The sequence below is a fragment of the Cupriavidus sp. 21MJTG02-4 genome, from assembly GCF_057798975.1.
The window spans coordinates 460901-482848 of sequence record NZ_JBYOJP010000002.1; the positions used below are offsets into that span (position 1 = coordinate 460901).

At 66.8% G+C, this 21948-nt stretch carries 25 protein-coding genes, 1 tRNA gene and 1 riboswitch; of the genes, 12 read left to right on the forward strand and 14 right to left on the reverse strand.

Annotated features, from left to right (window positions below; translation table 11 throughout):
• Positions 1-167 precede the first annotated feature (167 nt).
• The gene (locus AC3FKH_RS05350; RefSeq protein ID WP_488673541.1) at positions 168-1232 is read left to right on the forward strand and encodes a transglycosylase SLT domain-containing protein; all 1065 of its coding nucleotides are present in this window, start codon (positions 168-170) and stop codon (positions 1230-1232) included.
• An 89-nt stretch (positions 1233-1321) separates the two neighbouring features.
• On the opposite strand, the gene AC3FKH_RS05355 is transcribed toward AC3FKH_RS05350, so the two are convergent.
• The 10 genes from AC3FKH_RS05355 to AC3FKH_RS05400 form a co-directional block, all read right to left on the reverse strand.
• Positions 1322-2503, reverse strand: coding sequence for a pyridoxal phosphate-dependent aminotransferase (locus AC3FKH_RS05355; RefSeq protein ID WP_488673543.1), 1182 nt, complete (start codon positions 2501-2503; stop codon positions 1322-1324).
• A 106-nt stretch (positions 2504-2609) separates the two neighbouring features.
• The gene (nusB, locus tag AC3FKH_RS05360; protein ID WP_483711527.1) at positions 2610-3113 is read right to left on the reverse strand and encodes a transcription antitermination factor NusB; all 504 of its coding nucleotides are present in this window, start codon (positions 3111-3113) and stop codon (positions 2610-2612) included.
• Entirely contained in the window at positions 3106-3612 is a 507-nt protein-coding gene (gene ribH, locus AC3FKH_RS05365) for a 6,7-dimethyl-8-ribityllumazine synthase (protein WP_488673546.1), read from the reverse strand. Before ribH ends, nusB begins: the two co-directional genes overlap by 8 nt.
• A gap of 63 nt (positions 3613-3675) precedes the next feature.
• Positions 3676-4785 carry a bifunctional 3,4-dihydroxy-2-butanone-4-phosphate synthase/GTP cyclohydrolase II gene (gene ribBA, locus AC3FKH_RS05370; protein WP_488673548.1) on the reverse strand — a complete coding sequence of 370 codons (1110 nt, stop codon included), beginning with the start codon at positions 4783-4785 and terminating at the stop codon, positions 3676-3678.
• Between the two features lie 244 nt (positions 4786-5029).
• Positions 5030-5650, reverse strand: coding sequence for a riboflavin synthase (locus tag AC3FKH_RS05375; RefSeq protein ID WP_488673550.1), 621 nt, complete (start codon positions 5648-5650; stop codon positions 5030-5032).
• 79 nt (positions 5651-5729) lie between these two features.
• Positions 5730-6845, reverse strand: a complete 1116-nt coding sequence (gene ribD, locus AC3FKH_RS05380) for a bifunctional diaminohydroxyphosphoribosylaminopyrimidine deaminase/5-amino-6-(5-phosphoribosylamino)uracil reductase RibD (protein ID WP_488673551.1) — start codon at positions 6843-6845, stop codon at positions 5730-5732.
• 47 nt (positions 6846-6892) lie between these two features.
• Positions 6893-7447 (reverse strand): GspH/FimT family pseudopilin, encoded by a 555-nt coding sequence (locus tag AC3FKH_RS05385; protein WP_488673553.1) that lies wholly within the window; start codon positions 7445-7447, stop codon positions 6893-6895.
• A 1-nt stretch (position 7448) separates the two neighbouring features.
• Positions 7449-7916, reverse strand: a complete 468-nt coding sequence (locus tag AC3FKH_RS05390) for a type IV pilin protein (protein ID WP_488673555.1) — start codon at positions 7914-7916, stop codon at positions 7449-7451.
• Positions 7913-9757, reverse strand: coding sequence for a pilus assembly protein (locus AC3FKH_RS05395; RefSeq protein ID WP_488673557.1), 1845 nt, complete (start codon positions 9755-9757; stop codon positions 7913-7915). The genes AC3FKH_RS05390 and AC3FKH_RS05395 overlap by 4 nt, the downstream gene beginning before the upstream one ends.
• An 11-nt stretch (positions 9758-9768) precedes the next feature.
• Positions 9769-10002 (reverse strand): pilus assembly protein, encoded by a 234-nt coding sequence (locus tag AC3FKH_RS05400; RefSeq protein WP_488673559.1) that lies wholly within the window; start codon positions 10000-10002, stop codon positions 9769-9771.
• Between the two features lie 28 nt (positions 10003-10030).
• Between AC3FKH_RS05400 and AC3FKH_RS05405 the strand changes: the two genes are divergently transcribed.
• The gene (locus AC3FKH_RS05405; RefSeq protein WP_488673561.1) at positions 10031-10360 is read left to right on the forward strand and encodes a hypothetical protein; all 330 of its coding nucleotides are present in this window, start codon (positions 10031-10033) and stop codon (positions 10358-10360) included.
• On the opposite strand, the gene AC3FKH_RS05410 is transcribed toward AC3FKH_RS05405, so the two are convergent.
• From AC3FKH_RS05410 to glyA, 4 genes are all read right to left on the reverse strand, one after another.
• Positions 10357-11289, reverse strand: coding sequence for a PilW family protein (locus AC3FKH_RS05410; RefSeq protein WP_488673563.1), 933 nt, complete (start codon positions 11287-11289; stop codon positions 10357-10359). The two genes, AC3FKH_RS05405 and AC3FKH_RS05410, sit on opposite strands and share 4 nt — an antisense overlap.
• The gene (locus AC3FKH_RS05415; protein ID WP_488673565.1) at positions 11286-11654 is read right to left on the reverse strand and encodes a hypothetical protein; all 369 of its coding nucleotides are present in this window, start codon (positions 11652-11654) and stop codon (positions 11286-11288) included. The genes AC3FKH_RS05410 and AC3FKH_RS05415 overlap by 4 nt, the downstream gene beginning before the upstream one ends.
• A gap of 233 nt (positions 11655-11887) precedes the next feature.
• A complete protein-coding gene (gene nrdR / locus AC3FKH_RS05420; protein ID WP_488673567.1) occupies positions 11888-12352 on the reverse strand; it encodes a transcriptional regulator NrdR in 465 nt (154 codons plus the stop codon).
• A gap of 143 nt (positions 12353-12495) precedes the next feature.
• On the reverse strand, positions 12496-13743 hold the full coding sequence (gene glyA / locus AC3FKH_RS05425; RefSeq protein ID WP_488673569.1) for a serine hydroxymethyltransferase: 1248 nt from the start codon (positions 13741-13743) through the stop codon (positions 12496-12498).
• A gap of 126 nt (positions 13744-13869) precedes the next feature.
• A riboswitch (ZMP/ZTP riboswitch) is annotated at positions 13870-13971 on the reverse strand.
• A 155-nt stretch (positions 13972-14126) separates the two neighbouring features.
• Between glyA and ybgC the strand changes: the two genes are divergently transcribed.
• The 10 genes from ybgC to AC3FKH_RS05475 all read left to right on the forward strand — a co-directional run bounded on the left by ybgC (position 14127) and on the right by AC3FKH_RS05475 (position 21801).
• Entirely contained in the window at positions 14127-14531 is a 405-nt protein-coding gene (gene ybgC, locus AC3FKH_RS05430) for a tol-pal system-associated acyl-CoA thioesterase (RefSeq protein WP_488673571.1), read from the forward strand.
• Positions 14528-15211: a protein TolQ gene (gene tolQ, locus AC3FKH_RS05435; protein WP_488673573.1), complete on the forward strand. Its 684-nt coding sequence runs from the start codon at positions 14528-14530 to the stop codon at positions 15209-15211. Before ybgC ends, tolQ begins: the two co-directional genes overlap by 4 nt.
• A 25-nt stretch (positions 15212-15236) precedes the next feature.
• Complete coding sequence (tolR, locus tag AC3FKH_RS05440; RefSeq protein WP_488673575.1) at positions 15237-15674, forward strand: protein TolR; 438 nt, start codon at positions 15237-15239, stop codon at positions 15672-15674.
• A gap of 19 nt (positions 15675-15693) precedes the next feature.
• A complete protein-coding gene (gene tolA, locus AC3FKH_RS05445) occupies positions 15694-16824 on the forward strand; it encodes a cell envelope integrity protein TolA (protein WP_488673576.1) in 1131 nt (376 codons plus the stop codon).
• Positions 16825-17023: 199 nt separating this feature from the next.
• Complete coding sequence (gene tolB / locus AC3FKH_RS05450) at positions 17024-18388, forward strand: Tol-Pal system beta propeller repeat protein TolB (protein ID WP_488673578.1); 1365 nt, start codon at positions 17024-17026, stop codon at positions 18386-18388.
• 23 nt (positions 18389-18411) lie between these two features.
• A complete protein-coding gene (gene pal / locus AC3FKH_RS05455) occupies positions 18412-18924 on the forward strand; it encodes a peptidoglycan-associated lipoprotein Pal (RefSeq protein WP_488673579.1) in 513 nt (170 codons plus the stop codon).
• Between the two features lie 23 nt (positions 18925-18947).
• Entirely contained in the window at positions 18948-19706 is a 759-nt protein-coding gene (ybgF, locus tag AC3FKH_RS05460; protein ID WP_488673581.1) for a tol-pal system protein YbgF, read from the forward strand.
• 122 nt (positions 19707-19828) lie between these two features.
• Positions 19829-20509, forward strand: coding sequence for a 7-cyano-7-deazaguanine synthase QueC (gene queC / locus AC3FKH_RS05465; RefSeq protein WP_488673583.1), 681 nt, complete (start codon positions 19829-19831; stop codon positions 20507-20509).
• 32 nt (positions 20510-20541) lie between these two features.
• A complete protein-coding gene (locus AC3FKH_RS05470) occupies positions 20542-21663 on the forward strand; it encodes a YeeE/YedE family protein (RefSeq protein WP_488673585.1) in 1122 nt (373 codons plus the stop codon).
• 62 nt (positions 21664-21725) lie between these two features.
• A tRNA-Lys gene (locus tag AC3FKH_RS05475) sits at positions 21726-21801 on the forward strand.
• The last annotated feature ends 147 nt before the right edge of the window (positions 21802-21948 follow it).

Below are 21948 nucleotides of genomic sequence, written 5' to 3' on the forward strand. Positions count from 1 at the left end.
CGTGCTCCCCCAAGAGCGTGCCCTGTTTCTAGTTGGGCGCATGGGGAGCGCCCACCAACAGGTGCTGGTTGCCACTGCTAGGCAGCGCAGCATCCTTACTTGAGTACGTTGAGATCGGGTGCGTGCAGCTGTCTGGCGCGCGCAGCGGGCAACGGATGGAGGTAAGCATGAGCGGTTGGAAAACCCTTCATCTTCCCGGCATCGGGCGGGCATTGCAGGTCCGCCTCCGAACGCCGGTACCCGGAGTGAATCGGGCATTTCAGTTCCGATTTGCGCATCCGGTCGCGGGCCGCGCCTTGCGCGGGGGCCGCACAACTTTGAAGTACGCCCTGAACAGTCTGGGCGTGGTATCGGTCGTTTCGGCCGTCTCGCTTTCGCTGAGCCAGGAATGGCGCACCACGCTGGCGGCCATGCTGGCCGGCGACGAAGCGCCGGCCGTGCTGGTCGGTGCCGCGGCACCCGCGCCTGTGCCGGTCATCGCCAGCACTGCCGTGCCTTCGAGTTCGGCGGACGTGGCGGCGGCCAAGCTCGGTCGTGGCCGCGCTGGCCTGCCGAGCGTCTCGGGCGTGGACGAATGGAGCGTGGCGTCCGCCGCCAAGGTGCCATCCGTGGCCCACCTGGCGGCCCAGATCCCGGTGACCCGCGTGGCGCTCGACGCCCGCAGCACCAGCACGCTCGGCACCGCGCGCGAACAGGCGGCCGTGGCCGACTACATCGCGCGCAAGTACCGCGTGGCGGCGCAGGCCACCGCGCAACTGGTCAAGGCCGCCTACATGACTGGCCGCGAGGTCGGCATCGATCCGCTGCTGATCCTGGGCGTGATCGCGATCGAGTCCAGCTTCAACCCGTATGCCGAAAGCGGCGTCGGCGCGCAGGGCCTGATGCAGGTCATGACCAAGGTGCACCAGGACAAGTACGAAGCCGTCGGCGGCGTGGCCGCCGCACTGAATCCGTACGCCAACATCAAGATCGGCGCGCTGGTGCTGAAGGATTGCATCGCCCGTGCCGGTTCGATCGAGGGCGGCCTGAAGTACTATGTGGGCGCCACCACCAATACCGACGGCGGCTACGGCGCCAAGGTGCTGGCCGAGCGCGCGCGTCTGCGCCAGCTGCTGGGCGTGCGCATGGCCGACGCGCAGGCCGAGAAGGCTGGCGACGGCAAGGCTCAGGCGGAGCACCACCAGAACGGCGAGAAGCTGGAGGCGGCAAGCAATACGCAGCAGAGCGCCTGAGGCGTCGTTTGCCCTTCACATGAAAAAGCACCCCGCGGGGTGCTTTTTCTTTTGCCGGCGTCGCGGGAGCGGCGCCGAGGATCCGAGGATCAGCGGAACAGCTTCTGCAGCCTTGCCATGGCTTCCTCGATGTTCCGGCGCGAAGTCGCGTACGAGATCCGGATGTAGTCGCGCGCCGTGTGGGGCCCGAAATCCTGGCCCGGCACCAGGACCACGCCGGCGTCATGGAGCATCGCCTGCGTCAGCTTGTCGGCATCGCCGGCGGCCGCATGGTTGACGCCACGGCAATCCGCATAGACATAGAACGCGCCGTCGGGCATGACCGGCACGTGCAGGCCGAGCGATTCCAGCGCCGGCACGATCAGGTCGCGACGGCGGCGGAATTCGGCCTTGCGCTCGTCATAGATCGCCATGGCCTCGGGCGTGAAGCAGGCCAGCGCGGCATGCTGCGCCACGGCCGACGCACAGATGAACAGGTTCTGCGCCACCTTCTCGAAGTCGGCCACGAGCGCGTCCGGCACCACCAGCCAGCCCAGGCGCCAGCCGGTCATGTTGAAGTACTTCGAGAAGCTGTTGACCGTCACCACGTTGTCGTCGAGGCTCAGTGCCGATACCGGCGGCGCGTCATAGGACAGGCCCTGGTAGATCTCGTCGAGGATGGCAAAGCCCTGGCGGGCGCGCACCGCCTGCAGGATGCGCGACAGTTCGTCGGGCAGGATCGAGGTGCCGGTCGGGTTTGACGGCGACGCCAGCAGCACGCCGCGCGTGCGCTCGTTCCAATGCGCCTCGACTTGCGCGGCTGTCAGCTGGAAGCGCTCGGCCGGGCCGCTCGGAATCATGCGCGCGGCGCCATCGAACGCCGCGACGAAATGCCGGTTGCAGGGGTAGCTCGGGTCCGGCATCAGCACCTCGGCGCCGATTTCCACCAGCACCGCGCAGGCCAGCAGCAGCGCGCCCGACGCCCCGGCCGTGACGATCACGCGCCGTGCGGGGATATCCAGGCCGTACATCGTCTTGTAATAGCCGGCGATCGCCTCGCGCAGCGCGTGGATGCCCAGCGCGCCGGTGTATTGCGTGACGCCGCGCCGCATGGCGGCTTCCGCGGCGCGCACGACCGGCTCGGCGGCGGTGAAGTCGGGCTCGCCGATCCCCATGTGGATGATGTCGCGGCCGGCGCGTTCGAGCTCATTGGCCTGCTTGGCCAGCTCCATGACGTGGAAGGCCTCGATATTGGCAAGGCGGGAGGCGGTGGCGAGGCGCTGCAGGTCCATGGCGATTTCGGCGGAGCCCTGTTCGGGCGGGCAGTGGTTGAAAGCAAAAACACCCGCGTGAGCGGGTGTCGTATCGAAGCAGGGCAGGGCCCGCGGGCCCGGTGCTTCAGCGGCGCGCGGCGACCTCGGTCGAACGCACCTGGGCGGCGAGCTTGTCCAGTACGCCGTTCACGTACTTGTAGCCCTCGACGCCGCCAAAGGTCTTGGTCAGTTCAACGGCTTCGTTGATGACGACCTTGTAGGGGATGTCGATGCAATGCACGAGTTCATAGCTGCCGACCAGCAGGGCGGCGCGCTCCACCGGCGACAGTTCATCGACCGTGCGGTCCAGGAACGGCTCGAACGCGGCGGTCAGGCGGGCTTCTTCGCGCACGGCGCCGTTCAGCAGCGCGTCGAAGTGCTCGCGGTCGGCCTTGTTGAAGCCCTGCGCATCATGCAGGTGGGCCTGGATCGCACCGATGTCGTTGCGGTTCAGCAGCCACTGGTAAAGGCCCTGCAGGGCCAGCTCGCGCGAGCGGCGGCGCGCGCTCTTGGGCGGGGCCTTGGCTTCGGTGCGGGCGGCGGGCTTGGCGCCAGCTGCCGGCTTGCCGGTTTCGGGCGTGTCACTCATCGTCGTCCTCGTCTGCATCGTCGCCGTCGTTTTCGCGCAGCGAATCCAGGGCGACCACCAGGTTGGCCATTTCGACGGCGGTGCGGGCACAGTCGCGGCCCTTCTCGCGCGTGCGGGCATGGGCCTGCTCGTCCGTGTCGACGGTCAGGATGCCGTTGGCGACGGGCACGTTGAAGTCCAGGCCGACGCGCGTGATGCCGGCGCCGGATTCATTCGAGACCAGCTCGAAATGATAGGTTTCGCCCCGCACCACGGCGCCGAGCGCCACCAGTGCGTCGAATTGGCCGCTTTCGGCCATCTTCTGCAGGGCCAGCGGCACTTCCAGTGCGCCCGGGACGGTCACGACCAGGGTGTCTTCGCCTTCGACGCCGAGCTTTTCCAGCTCGGCCACGCAGGCTTCGAGCAGTTCGGTGCAGACGGGCTCATTGAAGCGGGCCTGCACGATGCCGATACGCAGGCCTTCACCGTCGAGGTTGCTGGGGTAGAAGCCGTGATCCATTGTTCAGTTCTCCAGAGTTCGGGGTGGCACCCGCGGCCAGGCGCGGCTGCCAGGTATTCAGTCTCAGTCGGCCAGCCCGTTCATGGGCTGGTAGCCGGTCACTTCCAGGTCGTAGCCGGTCATGCTGGGCATGCGCTGCCGGGCCGCCAGCACGCGCATCTTGCCCACGCCTACATCTTTCAGGATCTGCGCGCCCATACCGTAGGTGCGCAGGTCCGGCTTGCGGCGCGGTCGGTTTTGCGGTTCATCCAGCGCCGTGAACTGGGTGAACAGCTGTTCGGCCGAGTCACCGCAGTTGAGCAGCACCATCACGCCGGTTTCGGCCTTGGCGATCGCTTCGAGGGCGGCCGGCATGCTCCACGAGTGGGTGGTGCGGGACACTTCCAGCAGGTCCAGCACGGACAGCGGCTCGTGCACGCGCACCAGCGTCTCCTGGGTCGGCGTCGGCGTGCCCTTGACCAGCGCCAGGTGGGCGTTGCCGGTCGGCTTGTCGCGGTAGACGATGCTGTGGAAGGTGCCGTACGGCGTTTCCATCGACCGCTCGCCCACGCGTTCGACGATGCTTTCGGTGCGGCTGCGGTAGTGGATCAGGTCGGCGATGGTGCCGATCTTCAGGTCGTGTTCCTGCGCGAATTCGATCAGGTCCGGCAGGCGCGCCATGGTGCCGTCGTCCTTCATGATCTCGCAGATCACGGCGGCGGGCGTCAGGCCGGCCAGGGCGCCGAGGTCGCAACCGGCTTCGGTGTGGCCAGCGCGGATCAGCACGCCACCGGGCTGGGCCGTCAGCGGGAAGATGTGTCCCGGCTGCACCAGGTCGGAAGGCTTGGCGTCGCGGGCGACGGCGGCTTCCACGGTGCGGGAGCGGTCCGCCGCGGAAATGCCCGTGGTCACGCCTTCGGCGGCTTCGATCGACACCGTGAAGTTGGTGCCGTGCTGGGTACCGTTGCGGCTGACCATCGGCTGCAGGTTCAGCTGGCGGCAGCGGTCGGCGGTCAGCGTCAGGCAGATCAGGCCGCGGCCATGCTTGGCCATGAAGTTGATCGCCTCGGGTGTGACGAAATCGGCAGCCAGGACCAGGTCGCCCTCGTTCTCGCGATCTTCTTCATCGACGAGGATGACCATGCGGCCGGCGCGGATGTCGGCAATGATGTCTTCGGTACGGGCGATTGTCATGGCTGCTGGGCGGCAAAAAGGGGCGGAAAAGCGGCCAGCCGGCGGGCGGCGGCTCAAACATGCGGGGACTGCTGCGGGAATACGCCAGGGCGGCCAGGAGGCGGCGGCCAAGGGCTCGCATCGTCAAGCCGCGTATTGTACGCCAAGGCAGGCAATGCGGGAGGGTGGCGGCCGTGCCGGCTGGGGGGCCTTGCAGGATTGCGGCGCCCGAGGCGCCACAGTGTCAGCAAGCTTGCCGAACGTCCTATTGGTTTGACCCCGATGCCGACAGCATCCGCTCGACATACCTGGCAATCAGATCGATCTCCAGGTTCACGCGGCTGCCGGGCTTCAGTTCCTGCAGCGTCGTGACTTCCACCGTGTGTGGAATCAGGTTGATCGAGAACACGCAGCCGTCGGCCTCGTCGCTGACGCGGTTGACGGTCAGCGACACGCCGTTGACCACGACCGAGCCCTTGTACGCCAGGTAGCGGCCCAGTTCGCGCGGGGCCCGCACGCGCAGCTCATGCGATTCGCCGATCGGGGCGAAATGCAAAACTTCGCCAAGGCCGTCGACGTGGCCCGAGACCAGGTGGCCACCGAGCCGGTCCGCCAGCGTCAGTGCCTTTTCCAGGTTGACGCGGCCGGCACGCTCCAGCCCGACGGTCTTGTCCAGCGATTCACGCGAGACGTCCACGTCGAAGCTGTCGGCCGTCATGGCGATCACAGTCATGCACGCGCCCTGGATAGCGATGCTGTCGCCGATGACCACGTCCGTGAGATCCAGCCCGCCGGCGGCGACATGCAGGCGCACGCCGGCATCGCCGGCGCCGAGCGGGGTGACGGTCTCGATGCGGCCAACGGCCGCCACAATGCCAGTAAACATGATGCGTTCTCGAAAGTTCGGGGTTTGGTAACCGGCGCGGCTGCCGCGCCGTCGGTAAAGGTCAGGTCGTCGGGCAGGGTCAGGCGTCGTTGCGGCGCGCGATCAGGCGCACGTCTTCGCCGATCTGGCGCACGTCGTGCCAGCGGAACGTCGCGGCATCCTGCAGCCGGGGCAGCGGCGGCAGGTTGAACATGCCCTGTGCGTCGCCCAGCAGCTTGGGGGCCAGATAGATCAGCAGCTCGTCGGCGCAATGCTCGCGGATCAGCGAGCCATTGAGCTTGAAACCGGCTTCGACATGCAGCTCGTTGATGCCGCGGCGGCCGAGTTCCTCGAGCATCTTGCGCAATTCAACCTTGCCGTGCGGATTCGGCAAGACCACCACCTCGGCACCGCGAGCCTCCAGCGCGCGGCGCCGATCGCGGTCGTCCACGGCGCAGAACACCAGTACAGGCTTGGCATAGTCGCCGCTGTCGGGCGTCAGGATGCGCGCGTCGAGCGGCACTTCCAGGCGCGAGTCCACCAGTACGCGCTGTGGCTGGCGCGGTGTCGGGATGGCGCGCACGGTCATCTGCGGATTGTCGTCGCGTACCGTGCCGATGCCGGTCAGGATGGCGCAGGCGCGTGCGCGCCAGGCATGGCCGTCGTCGCGTGCGGCCGGGCCCGTGATCCACTGGCTGGTGCCGTCGTGCAGGGCCGTGGCGCCGTCCATCGATGCCGCCACCTTGACCCGCACCCACGGCAACCCGCGCGTCATGCGCGACACGAAGCCGATATTCAGGTCGCGTGCCTCCTTTTCCAGCAGCCCGCACCGCACATCGATGCCGGCATCGCGCAGTCGTTGCAGGCCGCGGCCCGATACGGAAGGGTTGGGGTCTTCCATTGCCGCCACCACGCGGGCAATGCCGGCCCGCACCAGCGCGTCGGCGCAAGGCGGCGTGCGGCCGAAATGGCTGCACGGCTCCAGCGTCACATAGGCGGTCGCGCCGGCCGGGTCGATGCCGCGCGCTTGCGCGTCCTTCAGCGCCTGGACTTCGGCATGGTCCTGGCCGGCCGGCTGAGTAAAGCCCTGCCCGATGATCTGCCCGTTCTTGCTCAGCACGCAGCCGACGCGGGGATTGGGGGTGGTGGTGAACATGCCTCGCGCGGCAAGCGCGAGCGCTTGCTGCATGGCGGCGTGGTCGGAATCGGAAAACATTTGGCCGGTGACTCTTGTTCGCTGGGCGTTGGGTGTGCGTGCCGCTGTCAGGGCGGGGCGGGTTCGCCGGATGCCTCGCAGTCCTTGTCGTGGCCGGGCGTGCAAAGGCGGATGCGTCCTTGTGCGCCCATGCGAACCTGGCGCTGCTCGCCGCGGCAGCTGAGCGTGAATGTGGCGGCCTGAAATCCGCCCTGCTCAGACCGAGAGTATCCCACAGCTGCGAATCGCAGGACGTTGCTGGCGCGCGCGGTCTGGCGCAGGGTGATGGACAGGCACGGCGCATCGAGCTGGACGACGGACAGGACGGCATCCCGTCCCGGTCCTCGGCGCGCGTCCGTGGCCGCCAGTTGCCAGCCACGGTCCAGCGTGAAGTGGCCGTCGAGCGGCTGCAAGGTGACTTCGACCCGCCGGGCCATGGCCGCGCTGCGCGCCAGCGCGAGCGATGCCGCCATCCGGTCGGCGGCAATCGTCACCTGCTGGCGGGCCATCAGGACGTCGGCGGCGCGATAGGTGACTGCTCCCAGTAGCGCGAGGACTGCCAGGCAAACGAGCAGTTCGGCCAGCGTGATACCGCCCTGACGATGAAGTGCTGATTCAGGCATATCAACAGTCCAGTCGGGATTGAGCGGCTTGCGCCATGTTCGCCGGCAGGTTCAGTTGCTGACCTGTGCTGCGCAGGATAAGCACGCCGCAGCGGTGGTCCGGAATCACTGGTGTCGCGCGGATCTCGACGCAGGCGTCCAGGTCGGCTTGCGGACAGGCGACCGCCGTAAGAAGGTGTCGCGGATTGGGTCCGGGCGGCACCGGCCGAGGCCAGGTTCCGGCGGCGATGTCACTGCCCGGCTGCAGGGCGAAGGTCGTGGCCGCCATCGCGTGCTGCTCCAGCTCCAGCATCGCCGAGACCAGTTCCGCGCGCGCCTGCGCGCGCCAGCCGCGTGCCAGGTACTGGTCCCATGTCGGTACGGCGATGGCGGCGAGGATCGCCACGATCGAGAGCGTGACCAACAGCTCGATAAGGCTGAACGCCCGTTGCGCGAAGGTCTCGTGTTCCGGCCAGATCTTGTCCTTCATGGGGTGTCCCGCTGAATGGGCGCCATGATTTCACGCCAGCTGATGCGGCCAGTGCGGCGGGTGGCGACGGTGGTTGTCAGCGGCTGGGCCGTGTTCCGGTCTACGGACCACAGGGTGACCGTGTGCGCTTGCGCGCTGCTTGTGCCGGCGGCCTGAAGCGGGCCCGGTCTTGGTGCGCTCGTCACGACGACGTCGCCGTCAGGGGCGGCGGCCTGTCCGGTCACGAACGCCTGCATCGGCGCATCTTCCCGGTTGCGGCCCGCGGATTCGCCGGTCGACGCAAGCACAAGATAGGCCCGCTGAAGACCGTCGGCAGCGCGGGTCGTGAAGTGGAGATAGCCGGGAAACACGTCGCTCAGCATCTCAAGCTGTTCGCCCGCATGCGGCAGTGTCAGCTGCCAGCCGCCCTGGTCGCTTGTGCCGCCCTGGCCTGGCAAGGCGCGCAGCAAGACGCCTCCATCCGCGGGCTCGGCCACGATGCGGGTCGGGGTCCCGCTCCTCCGGGCCGGGATGGCCGCGATTTCGCTGCCCTGGCCATAGACGATGACCGCGGCGCTTGACCCGCCCAATAGCAACGGCGGCTCTGCGTCGTCTGTCCGGGCGGTCACGGGCAGCTTGTGCCGGCACGTCGGGTTTCCCGGCTTGAGACGTCCGGCGGCATCGGCTAACGGAAAGTGCCAGAGTTGGCCGATGTCGTCGGTGGCATAGATAGCCAGCGTCCCGCCGGTCATGCCGCTCAGGACGCTGACGCCCAATAGTGCCGATGTCACGGGGGCGCCGGTGCAATCGCGTTCTGGCAGCGGCCAGGTCAACGCGGCATCGGACGCGGCGCCTTCCAGTGGTATCAGGGCCAGGCCCGGTCGGGATGCCGGGCTGTCGGCGCGTGCTTCGACGGTCGTGACGGCGAACCACCGGACCCCTTCGTCCCCGGCAAGGGCAGCGGCGCGTACCGGGCCGCGGGCGGAAAGCGGCAGGGCAGGTGTTGCGGTGATTTCCCATTGAAGCGCGATCGGCACCAGGTCTGTCGGGGCGGTGATATCGAGCGCAAATATGACGGGCGCGCCATCCCCTTCAGCCTTGGCCGGGATCGCACATAGCAGCACGGTGCGCCATTCACGATGGATCACGACGTCGGCGGCCTCCGGACGGGGGCAGGGTACGGTGGCGAGCGGACTCTTCGGGTCGGCCATGTCGAGCGCCTGCGCCAGCAAGGTCCGCGGCAGGTAGGCGGCAAGCTCCTTGCCATCGATCGCGTCGAACCCATGCAGCCAGGCGTCCGTGGTGCCGAGCCAGACCATATGTGGCCGTTTGCCATATCGCTCCCGGAACGCGGCATGGCCGGATTTTCCCGGTTGCCATGCCGGTGGACGAACGACGAGCAAGCGTGCGCCCCGGGCATTGGCCATGCGCGTTTCGCGCGGACGCAAGGCGCCGTTGGTGCGTTCGCCGCGCAGCCACGCCAGCTTGTCCTGCCCGGATACGCCGTTTTCCGCATCCGGTGCCGCCCCGGGCTGTGTTGCCGCATCGCGTGCCGAGTCCTGCAGCGGTACCAGGCGTTCCGGATCGTGGCCGGTCGGGGCGATCGACGTGTAAAGACGCCGGGACGCTACCGGGTACGCGTCGAGCGATGCGCCGGCCTCCCAGAGTCGCGCGTGGGATACCGGCCCCGTGGCCTGCTGCTGCGGACTCCACCCAAGTGCATCAAGGCGGCCGGTCCAGGGGTAAGCGCCATTTCGAAGCTGATAGGCCAGGGGAAGATTGCCGGCGGGCAGGTCCGGACTTGTGCCGGACCAAGCTGTCCCAGACAGCGGCAAGAGCCAGGCCAGGACAAGGATGATCATGCGGTGCGGGCTCATGGCTGAATCACGCTCTGGACTACGGCGGTCGTATCCCGGCTGCGGCCGAAGCCGATTGCCGTGACACGGAAGCGCGTTGCGGGCCGTTCCTGGCCGTAACCGTCGAAGGTCGCGGCGTCGCCGATCAGCTCGGCGACATAGCGCGGCGCGATGGCCGTTCCGGCGATGCCTTCCGGCAACCCCGGCATTGTCTTGCCGGTGAACGTGCCGAACGGCAACGCCGACATCATCGGGGGACCCTGTGCCCGACAGCCACGCTTGCCATACGGGCATGTCATCGGGCGCCGGGACGCAGACCCCGGCCTGCATGCCCGAGCCGCAAGTCCCGCTTGCCGGCAGCGGCTCGAGACGGCCGCGCGGGCCGCTGCCTGCGGCGGCTGTCAACACGTCCGCTTCGCCATCGAGCAGCGCCACTTCGGCCGCGCGGAAGGCGATTTCGCGATCGAGCTGCAAGGTGGCGAGCTGGCGCGTGGAGAGCAGGAACTGCAGTGCGGCCGCGGCGGTGAATACCGCGAGCAGCAGGAGCATTGCAGCGAACAGCAGCGTCGCGCCGCCATGTCTGTGGATGCGGAACGTGGTCCGGGTTAGCACAATGTCTCCTGGCAGCGCGGGGCATTGCGCAGGCGGATGGTCGTGGCGAAGATCCGCCACGCGTTCCGGTCATGGCCGGGGAGCCTGTCGATCACGTCAGCCATCGCGTTGTCGACGTACGCATGGGCGGTCGTTGCCGGTATGCCCGCCGTGGCAGCCCCGCGACGCTCCAGGCGCAGGGCCAGTGCCACCTGCACCGCCACCACACGATGCCATGCGTCGTCGCCCATGGCGCTGACCTGGTCCGCGCGCAGGAAGGTGCCGGATGGTCTGCCGCTGCGGGACTCCATGGCGTAACGAACCTGCATCGATTCCACGCCACGCACCATCGCGCCGGAGGTCCAGCCGCTGCCGTCGATCCGTCCGTTGCGGCGCGCCGGATATCGGCATAGCAATTGGGGCTCGCCGTCGCTGGCGGTGGCCACGTAGACGAGATTCGCCGCAACGTAGCCAGTTTCCGCGATGGCGTCCAGGCTCTGTGCGGCAACGGCATAGCCACTGCAGTCGATCATCGTCTGGTCTGGCATGGTGCGTTCGCGCGCGTGGCCGCTGCCGCTGAAGCGGACCAGCAACGCGTCGCTGCCCCCGATACCGGATTTACCGCACGCCGGGATAGCTGCCATGGACGGCTGGCCGCAGTCATCCGCACCGCTGATCGCCGGAGCGGCCGGCGCCCTGGCGGCCGGATCCGGCCGCCAGCCGCCTTGCCGGATCAGGAGGGAAAGAATACTCAGCGCGCGCTGCCCACGTTCTTCCAGCAAGGCGCGCTCCGCGGTGGCGAGATAGGCGGCGCGGCATAGCAGGAACGCTGTGCCCGCGACTGCGATGACCACCAGCCCCAGCGCCAGGCCGACCATCATTTCCGTGAGCGTGAAGCCATGCGCCGGCAGAAGGCGCAAATGGCCCCGTGCAAGACGTGATCTCATGGCTGTATCCACAATGCGATGCCGCGCAACGTGGCCGCGGAGTCCCCGGCGCCAACGGCCAGCCTGGCAATCGCCAGCTTGCTGGTCAGCGCGCATGGGGGTTGGCCACAGCCCTCGGCGGACGTCGGATCGGGCCGGTTCATCGGGACCATGCCCAGCGCCGCGATCTCCGCGATTTCTCCGGTGGTTCGCATGGCGTGGGCGAGTTGCTCATGGCCGCGCAGCCGTGCCAGTGCCGTGGTCCCCACGCTGGCCAGCGGGATCAGGCCGGCGCTGACGATCAACAGGGCGCAGAGCGACTCGGCCAGGGCATAGCCGCGGCTGTGACGGCAACAGGAATGAAGCGGGCGAAGACGAGGCTGCATGGCGCGGTGAGGATGGCGGTGAGGCCATCAAGGTACCGCGCTGCACAGCGCCAATCCGTGGGCAAACGTAGTGAAACTGGCAAATTTGGTTGCGAGACGACGCCGTTACGCAACCTCGATATTCAGAAATGTCTACTCGATATGTGCGGGATGCGGAGCGCCTGGTGATCACGACGCTCACACTGTCCACGGACGAGTGCGTCGTCGGGATCAGCTCCTACGCTGAACGCTGGCTAGCGCTTGCTGTTTCCTGCCGTTACCTCGGCCAGCACATCGGAAAACTCGGCGACGTCCTCGAAGCTGCGGTACACGGAAGCAAAGCGGATATAGGCGATCTTGTCGAGCTTGCGCAGTTCGCGCATGACGAGTTCACCGACCTGGCTGCTCGGAATTTCCTTCTCGCCAAGCGCCAGCAGCTTTTCTTCGATGCGGGTGATGGCTTCGTCGATGGCCTCGGCGGAAACCGGGCGCTTGCGCAGCGCCAGGCGCATCGAATCCTTCAGCTTGGCGCGGGTGTAGTCCACGCGCGAGCCGTTCTTCTTGACGATGGCCGGGAAGAACAGTTCGATCCGTTCGTAGGTGGTGAAGCGGCGGTCGCAGGCTTCGCAGCGTCGGCGCCGGCGCACGGCGTCGCCGTCTTCCGACATGCGCGTGTCGAGCACCTGGGTATTGGAATGTCCGCAAAAGGGGCATTTCATGCCTGACCACCTTCAGAGTAAAGCCCCGTCGCCTTGGTATCTTGTCCTTCTGCGGCAACCGGGCGGGTTGGCGAGGCCCGCAGGCGGCACGATGGCGCGCCCGCGGGGCTGCCGGCCGCCCTCGCGGGCGGCCTTGCGCGGCATCAGCCGTAGACCGGGAAACGCTTGGTCAGTGCCGACACCTGCTCGCGCACGCTGGCGATGTTGCCGGCGTCGTGCGGATTGTCCAGCACGTCGGCGATCAGGTTGCCGACGATGCGCGCTTCTTCTTCCTTGAAGCCGCGCGTGGTCATGGCCGGCGAGCCAACGCGGATGCCCGAGGTCACGAACGGCTTTTCCGGATCGTTCGGGATGGCGTTCTTGTTCACGGTCAGGTGCGCTTCGCCCAGGATGCGCTCGGCTTCCTTGCCGGTGATGTTCTTGGCGCGCAGGTCGACCAGCATCACGTGGCTTTCGGTGCGGCCCGAGACAATGCGCAGGCCGCGTGCGATCAGCGTTTCGGCCAGCACGGCGGCATTCTTGACCACCTGTTCCTGGTAGGTCTTGAACTCCGGCGTCAGCGCTTCCTTGAACGCCACGGCCTTGCCGGCGATCACGTGCATCAGCGGACCACCCTGGATGCCCGGGAAGATCGACGAGTTGATGGCCTTCTCATGCTCGGCCTTCATCAGGATCACGCCGCCGCGCGGGCCGCGCAGGCTCTTGTGCGTCGTGGTGGTGACGAAGTCGGCGTGCGGCACCGGGTTCGGGTAGACGCCCGCGGCGATCAGGCCGGCGTAGTGGGCCATGTCGACCATGAAATAGGCACCGATCGACTTGGCAACCTTGCCGATGCGCTCGAAATCGATGCGCAGCGCGAAGGCCGAGGCGCCCGCGATGATCAGCTTCGGCTTCTTCTCTTGCGCGAGCTTTTCCAGCGCGTCGTAGTCGATGTCTTCCTGCGCGTTCAGGCCGTAGCTGACCACGTTGAACCACTTGCCGCTCATGTTCAGGGCCATGCCGTGGGTCAGGTGACCGCCTTCGGCCAGGCTCATGCCCATGATGGTGTCGCCCGGCTTCAGCACGGCGAAGTACACGCCCTGGTTGGCCTGCGAACCCGAGTTCGGCTGCACGTTGGCGGCTTCGGCGCCGAACAGTTCCTTCACGCGATCGATGGCGAGCTGCTCGACGATGTCGACGTACTCGCAGCCACCGTAGTAGCGCTTGCCGGGATAGCCCTCGGCGTACTTGTTGGTCAGTTGCGAGCCCTGCGCGGCCATCACGGCCGGCGAGGTGTAGTTTTCTGAGGCGATCAGCTCGATGTGGTCTTCCTGGCGCTGGTTTTCCTTCTGGATAGCGGCAAAGACCTCGGGGTCGATCTGGTCGATCGTATAGCGGCTGCGTTCGAACATGGCGAAACTCGTCTGAAAAAAGGGAATCCGATTACTGCATCGGGGTAGGGCGCGCGGGGAAAGCGATTGGCGGCCGGCACCGGCGGAACCATACGAACCGTCGGTGCAGGGCGCACCCTGCTTCCCATTCGCTGCCCAGGCGAGCGGCAGGCGCTTGAAACTTCACGCCAGAGAACTTGCGCTTCCTCGTGGTAGTACCCACTGACATCGCCAGTCGCGCAAGATGGAATGGTTGGGCGCAGTGTAGCGTGAGGCGGGGATTTGCCGCAAGCCGCGCCCCATGGCCCGCAACGCCAGGCCCGGCGCGGGCCGCAACTTGCTGTTGCAAACTCGTCCTGCGGGTTAACACCGAAGCTGTCTCGCTGTCCGTTACAATCCCGGCCATGACAAACTTTGCCTGGACCCTGCGGGTGTACTGGGAAGACACCGACGCCGGCGGCGTAGTGTTCTACGCCAACTATCTGAAGTTCTTCGAGCGCGCCCGGACCGAGTGGCTGCGCTCGCTGGGTGTCGAACAGCAGGCGCTGGCCGATGAGGCCGGCGTGGTCTTTATCGTCCGCAGCACGGCAGTGGACTACAATGCGCCCGCCCGGCTCGACGACCAGCTTGAGATCCGCACGCGCATCGAACGTGTAGGGCCGGCCTCGGTGCAGTTCGCGCAAGAGGCCTGGCGCGCCGAGACTTTGCTCGCCAGCGGCCAGATTCGCGTTGGTTGTGTCGATCGAAGCACTTTTCGTCCGTCTCCCATTCCCGCCCCTGTCCTGGCAACCATCAAGACCGCCCGATGAATCCCGTGACCGTCACGCAAGACCTGTCGATCGTTTCGCTGGTGCTGCACGCCAGCCTGCTCGCCCAGGCCGTCATGGCGCTGCTGCTCGTCATGTCGCTGTTCTCCTGGACATATATCTTCCGCAAGCACCTGGCGCTGCGCTCGGCGCGCACGCAGACGGAAGGGTTCGAGCGCGACTTCTGGGCCGGCGGCGACCTGCAGGCGCTCTATAACAGTGCGGCGAACAACCGGCACAACACCGGGGCGCTCGAGCGGATCTTCGAATCGGGCATGGGCGAGTTCCTCAAGGCGCGCGAGCGCGGCAATGAAGCGAGCGCGCTGCTCGACGCCGCCCGCCGCGCCATGCGCGCAGCCTACCAGCGCGAGATGGACGTGCTGGAATCGCACCTGCCGTTCCTGGCCTCGGTCGGCTCGGTCAGTCCCTATATCGGCCTGTTCGGTACCGTGTGGGGGATCATGAACGCGTTCCGTGGCCTGTCCAACGTGCAGCAGGCGACGCTGGCATCGGTGGCGCCCGGCATTGCCGAAGCGCTCGTGGCCACCGCAATCGGCCTGTTCGCGGCGATTCCGGCCGTGATCGCCTATAACCGCTACGCCACCGAGATCGATCGGCTGGCGATCCGGTTCGAAAGCTTCATGGAAGAATTCCTGAACATCCTGCAGCGGCAGACCCGCTGACCGACTGAACGACAGGAGCCCAGCAATGGCAGCCATTCAGCGCCGCGGCGGATCCCGCCGCCGGGCCAGTGCCGAAATCAACGTCGTGCCGTATATCGACGTGATGCTCGTGCTGCTGGTCATCTTCATGGTGGCGGCACCGATCGTCAGCCCCGCCGTCGTCGACCTGCCCACCGTGGCCAATGCCACGCCGCAACAGAAGGCCCCGCCGATTGTCGTGACCGTGCATGAAGACGGTGCGCTGACGGCGCGCGGCAAGGACAATGCCGGCAATTCGTTCGAGCGCAAGCTCGACAAGAACGGCCTGCTCGATTTCGTGCACCAGCGCCAGAACGAGAATCCCGACCAGCCGGTGGTGATTGCCGCCGACCGGGCCGTCAAGTACGAGTCCGTGCTCGATGTCATGTCCGTGCTCAAGGCCGACGGCATCAAGCGTGTCGGCCTGATGGTGAAGTCCAAGTAGAACGCGCCTGCTGCGTGAGATGCCTGTCCGAATGCCGCGCCCCATGACGACCGCCGCCGCCTTTCCTTACCAGCCGGTGAAGGAGCGGGGAACCCTGCGTTCCTTCCTGCTCGCGCTCTTCATGCACCTGCTGCTCGGCATCGTGCTGTACTACGGCGTGCATTGGCAGAGCAGCACCCCGGTCGGCTCCGAAGCCGAGCTCTGGGACGAGATTCCCGCCACCACGGCACCGCCACCCGCGCCGCCCGCACCACCCGAGCCGGTGGTCCAGCCGCGCCCGGTGCCCCCCGCGCCCGAGGTGAAGAGCAAGGTCGAGGAAGACGCCGATATCGCGCTCGAACGCCAGAAGCGCCGCGCCGCCGAGCAGGCCGCGCGCGAAGAGGCTGCGCGCAAGGACGCCGCCCGCAAGGAAGCCGAGCGCAAAGAGGCAGAGCGCAAGGAAGCCGAGCGCCAGGAGGCGCAACGCAAGGACGACGCAAGGAAGAAGGCCGCCCAGCAGGAGCAGCAACACCGAGAGCAAGCCGAGCGCGAACGCGAGCGCAAGGAAGCCGATGCCAAGGCCAGGGCGAAGGCTGATGCCGAGGCGAAGGCCAAGGCCGACGCGCAAGCCAAGGCGAAGGCTGAGGCGGATGCCCGGGCCAAGGCCGAAGCTAAAGCCGAAGCCAAGGCGAAGGCGGAAGCGGATGCCAAGGCGAAAGCCGAATCGCAAGCGAAGGCCAAGGCGGACGCCGATGCCAAGGCCAAGCGCGAAGCCGCGGCCAACGCGCAACGCAAGGGCGAACTGGCGCGTCTGCAGGCCATGGCCGGTGGCGGCGCCGGTGGCCAGGGCGGTGGCGGCGTGGGTAGTTCTGCCGGTGCGGGCGCCGGCGGCGGTGGCAAGGCCTCGCCGGGCTATGCCGATCGGGTGCGCCGCAAGGTCAAGCCCAACATCGTGTTCACCGAAGACGTGCCGGGCAACCCGACCGCCGTGGTGTCCGTGCAACTGGCGCCCGACGGCTCGCTGATGTCGGCGCGGCTGAGCAAGTCCAGCGGCAATTCGGGCTGGGACAACGCCGTCCTGCGCGCCGTCGAACGCTCGGACCCGCTGCCGCGCGACGAGAACGGCAAGGCGCCTGCGAGCTTCACCATCACTTTCCGTCCCAAGGATTAAGTGACGCAGGCACCATGACTTGCAACATAATGCAACCTTCATTAACCGGTGCCAGTCCCACCGCTACCATGACAGGTTGCCTGAGGCGGCCGGCAGCGTGCGATGCGCGCGCGGAACGGATATGCGCCATGCGCATCGACGCCTGTTCTGCTGTCTGCCTGCCGTGCCCGACGAAACCTGAAATCGACTGAGGAGCAGCATGCGAAAGCTTTGGGCCCCCAACTGGCTGTCCGCGAAGCGGCACCAAGCAAACCAGGCCGCAAACCTAGCGGCGAACCGGCTCATCGGCCGCCACGCGCTGATGGTCTGGCTGGCCGCCGCGCTGGCCCTGTCCGCCGGTGCCGCACAAGCACAACTGAACGTAGAGATCTCCGGGGTCGGCTCGAGCCAGTTCCCGGTTGCCACGGCTAATTTCCAGGGCGAGGCGCAGGCCCCGCAGAACCTGACCGCGATCATCCGCAGCGACCTGTCGCGCAGCGGCCGTTTCCGTAACGTCGACCCGGGCGGCGCCACGGTGGCCGAGTCGGCCAACGTCGATCTCGGCAGCTGGAAGAGCCGCGGCGCCGATGCCTTCGTCGCCGGCAGCGTGACCCCGTCCGGCAATGGCCAATACGAAGTGCGCTTCCGCCTGTACGACACCGTCAAGGGCCAGAGCCTGGGCGGCCTGGCTTACAACGTCAACCAGAGCCAGCTGCGCGTGACGGCCCACAAAATCTCCGACTACATCTACGAGAAGCTGCTGGGCGAGCGCGGCGTGTTTGCCACGCGCCTGTCGTACGTGTCGCGTGTCGGCGGCCGCTACCAGCTGCTGATCTCGGACTCGGACGGCCAGAACTCGCAGGTTGCGCTGACCAGCAACGAGCCGATCATCTCGCCGTCTTGGTCGCCGGATGGCCGTCGCGTGGCTTACGTCTCGTTCGAGAGGAAGAAGCCGGTGGTGTACGTGCACGATCTGTCCACCGGCAAGCGCACCATGGTGTCCGACCAGAAGGGCAACAATAGCGCGCCGTCGTGGTCGCCGGACGGTCAGCGCCTGGCCGTGGCCTTGTCGAAGGACGGCAATACCCAGGTCTACATGATCAATGCCGATGGCTCCGGCCTGCGCCGCCTGACCCGCAGCAGCGCGATCGATACCGAGCCGCAGTTCGCGCCGGACGGCAAGAGCATCTATTTCACCAGCGACCGCGGCGGTGCTCCGCAGATCTATCGCATGCCGGCGGGTGGCGAAGAGGCGGGCGGCGCGCAACGCGTGACCTTCAAGGGCAGCTACAACGTCAGTCCGCGGATTTCGCCGGACGGCAAGTACCTGGCGTACATCACGCGGTCGGGCGGCTTCAAGCTGCAGCTGCAGGACCTGACCAACGGCGACGTCACCTCGCTGACCGATACGTCGAATGACGAAGCGCCGAGCTTTGCCGCCAATGGCAAGTACATCCTTTACGCCACGCGCGTGGGCGGCCGCTCGGTGCTGGCTGCGGTATCCACTGACGGGCGTACCCGGCAGGTTCTGTCTCTCCAGTCCGGCGATGTCCGCGAGCCGTCCTGGGGTCCTTTCATGCAATAACGCAATCACAGGAGTCTCTCGCCATGCCCCAACTGATGACCAAAACCCTTGCCGTTGCCGCCCTGCTGGCCCTGGGTGCCTGCAGCTCCGGCGTGAAGCTGGACGATGCCGCCAATGCCGGCGCCAACAAGGGTGGCACCGGTGCCGATGCCCGCACCGTCCAGCCCGTTGACGTTTCGCGCGACCCGCTGAACGATCCGAACAGCCCGCTGGCCAAGCGCAGCGTGTACTTCGATTTCGACAGCTACAGCGTCAAGCAGGACTACCAGGGCATGCTGGGCGATCACGCCAAGTACCTGGGCGCCAACAAGGGCCGCAAGATCCTGATCCAGGGCAACACTGACGAGCGCGGCACCAGCGAGTACAACCTGGCGCTGGGCCAGAAGCGTGCCGAGGCCGTGCGCCGTTCGCTGGCGACCATGGGCGTGCCCGACAACCAGATGGAAGCCGTGAGCCTGGGCAAGGAAAAGCCGAAGGCAACCGGCCACGACGAGGCTGCCTGGGCTGAGAACCGCCGCGCCGACATCAACTACTGATCTGATCCGCGTACAGGCCATCCATGAAAGCACGCGTTTCCACCCTGTTGTGGCTCGCCGCCGTTTCGGGCGCGGCCATGCTGCCCCTTGCGCAGGCCCGTGCCGGCGTGTTCGACGATGACGAGGCGCGCAAGGCGGTCCTCACCCTGCGTGACCAGTTCAACGGTTTCCAGGCGACCGCCACGCAGCGCATCGAGCAGAACAGCCGCACGACGATCGACATCCAGAACCAGCTGGAAGGCCTGCGCCAGGAGGTGGCCCGGCTGCGCGGCCAGAACGAGGTGCTGCAGAACACGGTGGATTCGCTGCAGAAGCAGCAGAAGGACTACTACGCTGACCTGGATGCGCGCCTGAAGAAGTTCGAGCCGCAGCAGGTCACCGTCGAAGGCCGCGAGGGCACGGTGCAGCCGAACGAGAAGCCCGAGTACGACGCCGCGCTCAAGCAGTTCCAGGCCGGTGACTTCAAGAGCGCGGGCAATTCCTTTGCCTCGTTCGTGAAGAAGTATCCGCAGAGCCCGTACCTGCCGCTGGCGCAATACTGGCTCGGCAACTCGCTCTATGCGCAGCGCGACTACAAGGGCTCGACCGCGGTGCTGCAGAACATGCTGCAGGCGAACCCGACGCACCCGAAGGCGCCCGATGCCATGATCGCCATCGCCAACAACCAGCTCGAATCCGGCCAAAAGGCTGCGGCCAGGAAGACGCTGGAACAGGTGGTGTCGAAGTATCCTGGTACCGAAGGGGCGCAGGCCGCCACCAACCGGCTGAAGACGCTGAAGTAAGCCGGCCGGAACCGGACGGAGATTGCAGGGCTCGCGGAATGCGGGCCCTTTTTGCTAGTCGCGCTAAAATACGCGATTCGCCTGCAATTCCTTGCGTCGCCTTTGCGGCGCGACTGCCAATCATGACCCAACGCGCCATTGTCCTGCTTTCGGGCGGGCTTGATTCCGCCACCGTTCTCGCCATGGCCAAGGCCCAGGGCTTCGAGACCTATGCGCTGTCGATGCGCTATGGCCAGCGCCATTCGTCCGAACTTGAGGCCGCCAAGCGCGTGGCGAGCACGCTTGGCGCCGTCCGCCATGAAATTGTCGACCTGGACCTGCGCCGCTTCGGCGGTTCCGCGCTGACCGACGACAAGTTCGACGTGCCGACCGATGGGGAATCGTCCGGTATCCCGATCACTTACGTGCCGGCGCGCAACACCATCATGCTGTCGCTGGCGCTTGGCTGGGCCGAAGCGGTCGGCGGACGCGACCTGTTCTTCGGCGCCAACGCGGTGGATTATTCGGGCTACCCCGATTGCCGCCCCGAGTATGTCGCGGCCTACGAGACGCTGGCCAACCTCGCCACCAAGGCGGGCGTGGAAGGCGACCGGTTCCGCGTGCATGCGCCGATCATCGACATGACCAAGGCCGAGATCATCCAGGCCGGCATCCGCCTGGGCGTGGACTACAGCCTGACGGTGTCGTGCTACCAGGCCGACGACGAAGGCCGTGCCTGCGGCGTCTGCGATTCCTGCCGCATCCGCCGCGCGGGCTTCGAGGCGGCCGGCGTTGCCGACCCGACTCGCTACCAGAACGCCTGAGCGCGCCCCCGCCTCCCATTACCGCCCCCGACATGCCCGAGATCGATATCGCCGCGCTTTCGCGCACCGTGCTGCTGAGCACGTTTGCCCTGACCTTCCTGTTCGGCGCCATCCTGCAGCGCACGCATTTCTGCACGATGGGTGCGGTCTCGGACATCGTCAACATGGGCGACTGGAGCCGCATGCGCATGTGGGGGCTGGCCGTCGGCGTGGCCATGATCGGCACCGGCGTGCTGGCCTCGGCCGGGTTGATCGATCCGACCAAGACCATCTATACGGCCAGCAAGCTCAGCTGGCTGTCGGCGCTGGCCGGCGGGCTGATGTTCGGCTTCGGCATGGTGCTGGCCTCGGGCTGCGGCAGCAAGACACTGGTGCGCATCGGCGCGGGCAACCTCAAGTCGCTGGTGGTGTTCGTCTTCCTGGGGCTGTCGGCCTACATGACGCTGCGCGGCCTGTTCGGCGTAGTGCGCGTCAATACAGTCGATGCCGTCTCCATCACGCTGCCGGCCACGCAGGACCTGCCGTCGCTGCTGTCGCAGGGCACCGGTGCGGCCCGCGGCGCGCTGCAGCTCGGCCTGGGCCTGCTGCTCGGCGGGGCGCTCGTGGTGTGGGCGTTGGCCGCGCGCGGCTTCCGTACGTTCGACAACCTGCTGGGCGGCATCGCGGTGGGCCTGATCATCGTCGGCATGTGGTACGTCTCGGGCCATCTCGGCTACGTGGCGGAAGATCCCAATACGCTGGAGGAATTGTTTGTCGTCACCAACAGCGGCCGCATGGAAAGCCTTAGTTTCGTGGCGCCGTATGCTTACACGCTCGACTGGCTGATGATGTTCAGCGACAAGAGCAAGGTGCTGACCGTCGGCATCGTCAGCGTCTTCGGCGTGATCGCCGGTGCGGCGGTGTATGCGCTGGCCACGCGCACCTTCCGCTGGGAGGGGTTTGGCAACGCGGAAGACGTCGCCAACCACATGATCGGCGGCATCCTGATGGGTGCCGGCGGCGTGACGGCGCTCGGCTGCACGGTGGGGCAGGGGCTGTCGGGGGTTTCGACGCTGGCGATCGGCTCGTTCATCGCGCTGGGCGGCATCGTGGCGGGCGCGGTGCTGGCGTTCCGCTACCAGATATGGCGCCTTGAGCGCATGGCATTTGCCTGAGATGGCGCCTTACGCTTGACACAACGGGAAGCGTCTCACTATAATCGCGGTTCTGTTTTTTCGGGTCGTTAGCTCAGTCGGTAGAGCAGCGGACTTTTAATCCGTTGGTCGCGTGTTCGAGTCACGCACGACCCACCAGCATTTCGAAGGGCCTGTGGCGCAAGTCACGGGCCCTTTTTGTTTTTTTCGCGCGGGCTTGCGCCGCGCAACGGTCAGCATTAACCACTTCGAGTTAGAGACATCACCTGGGCTGCAACGGACAATGATCCGCTCCCGGTACTGCTG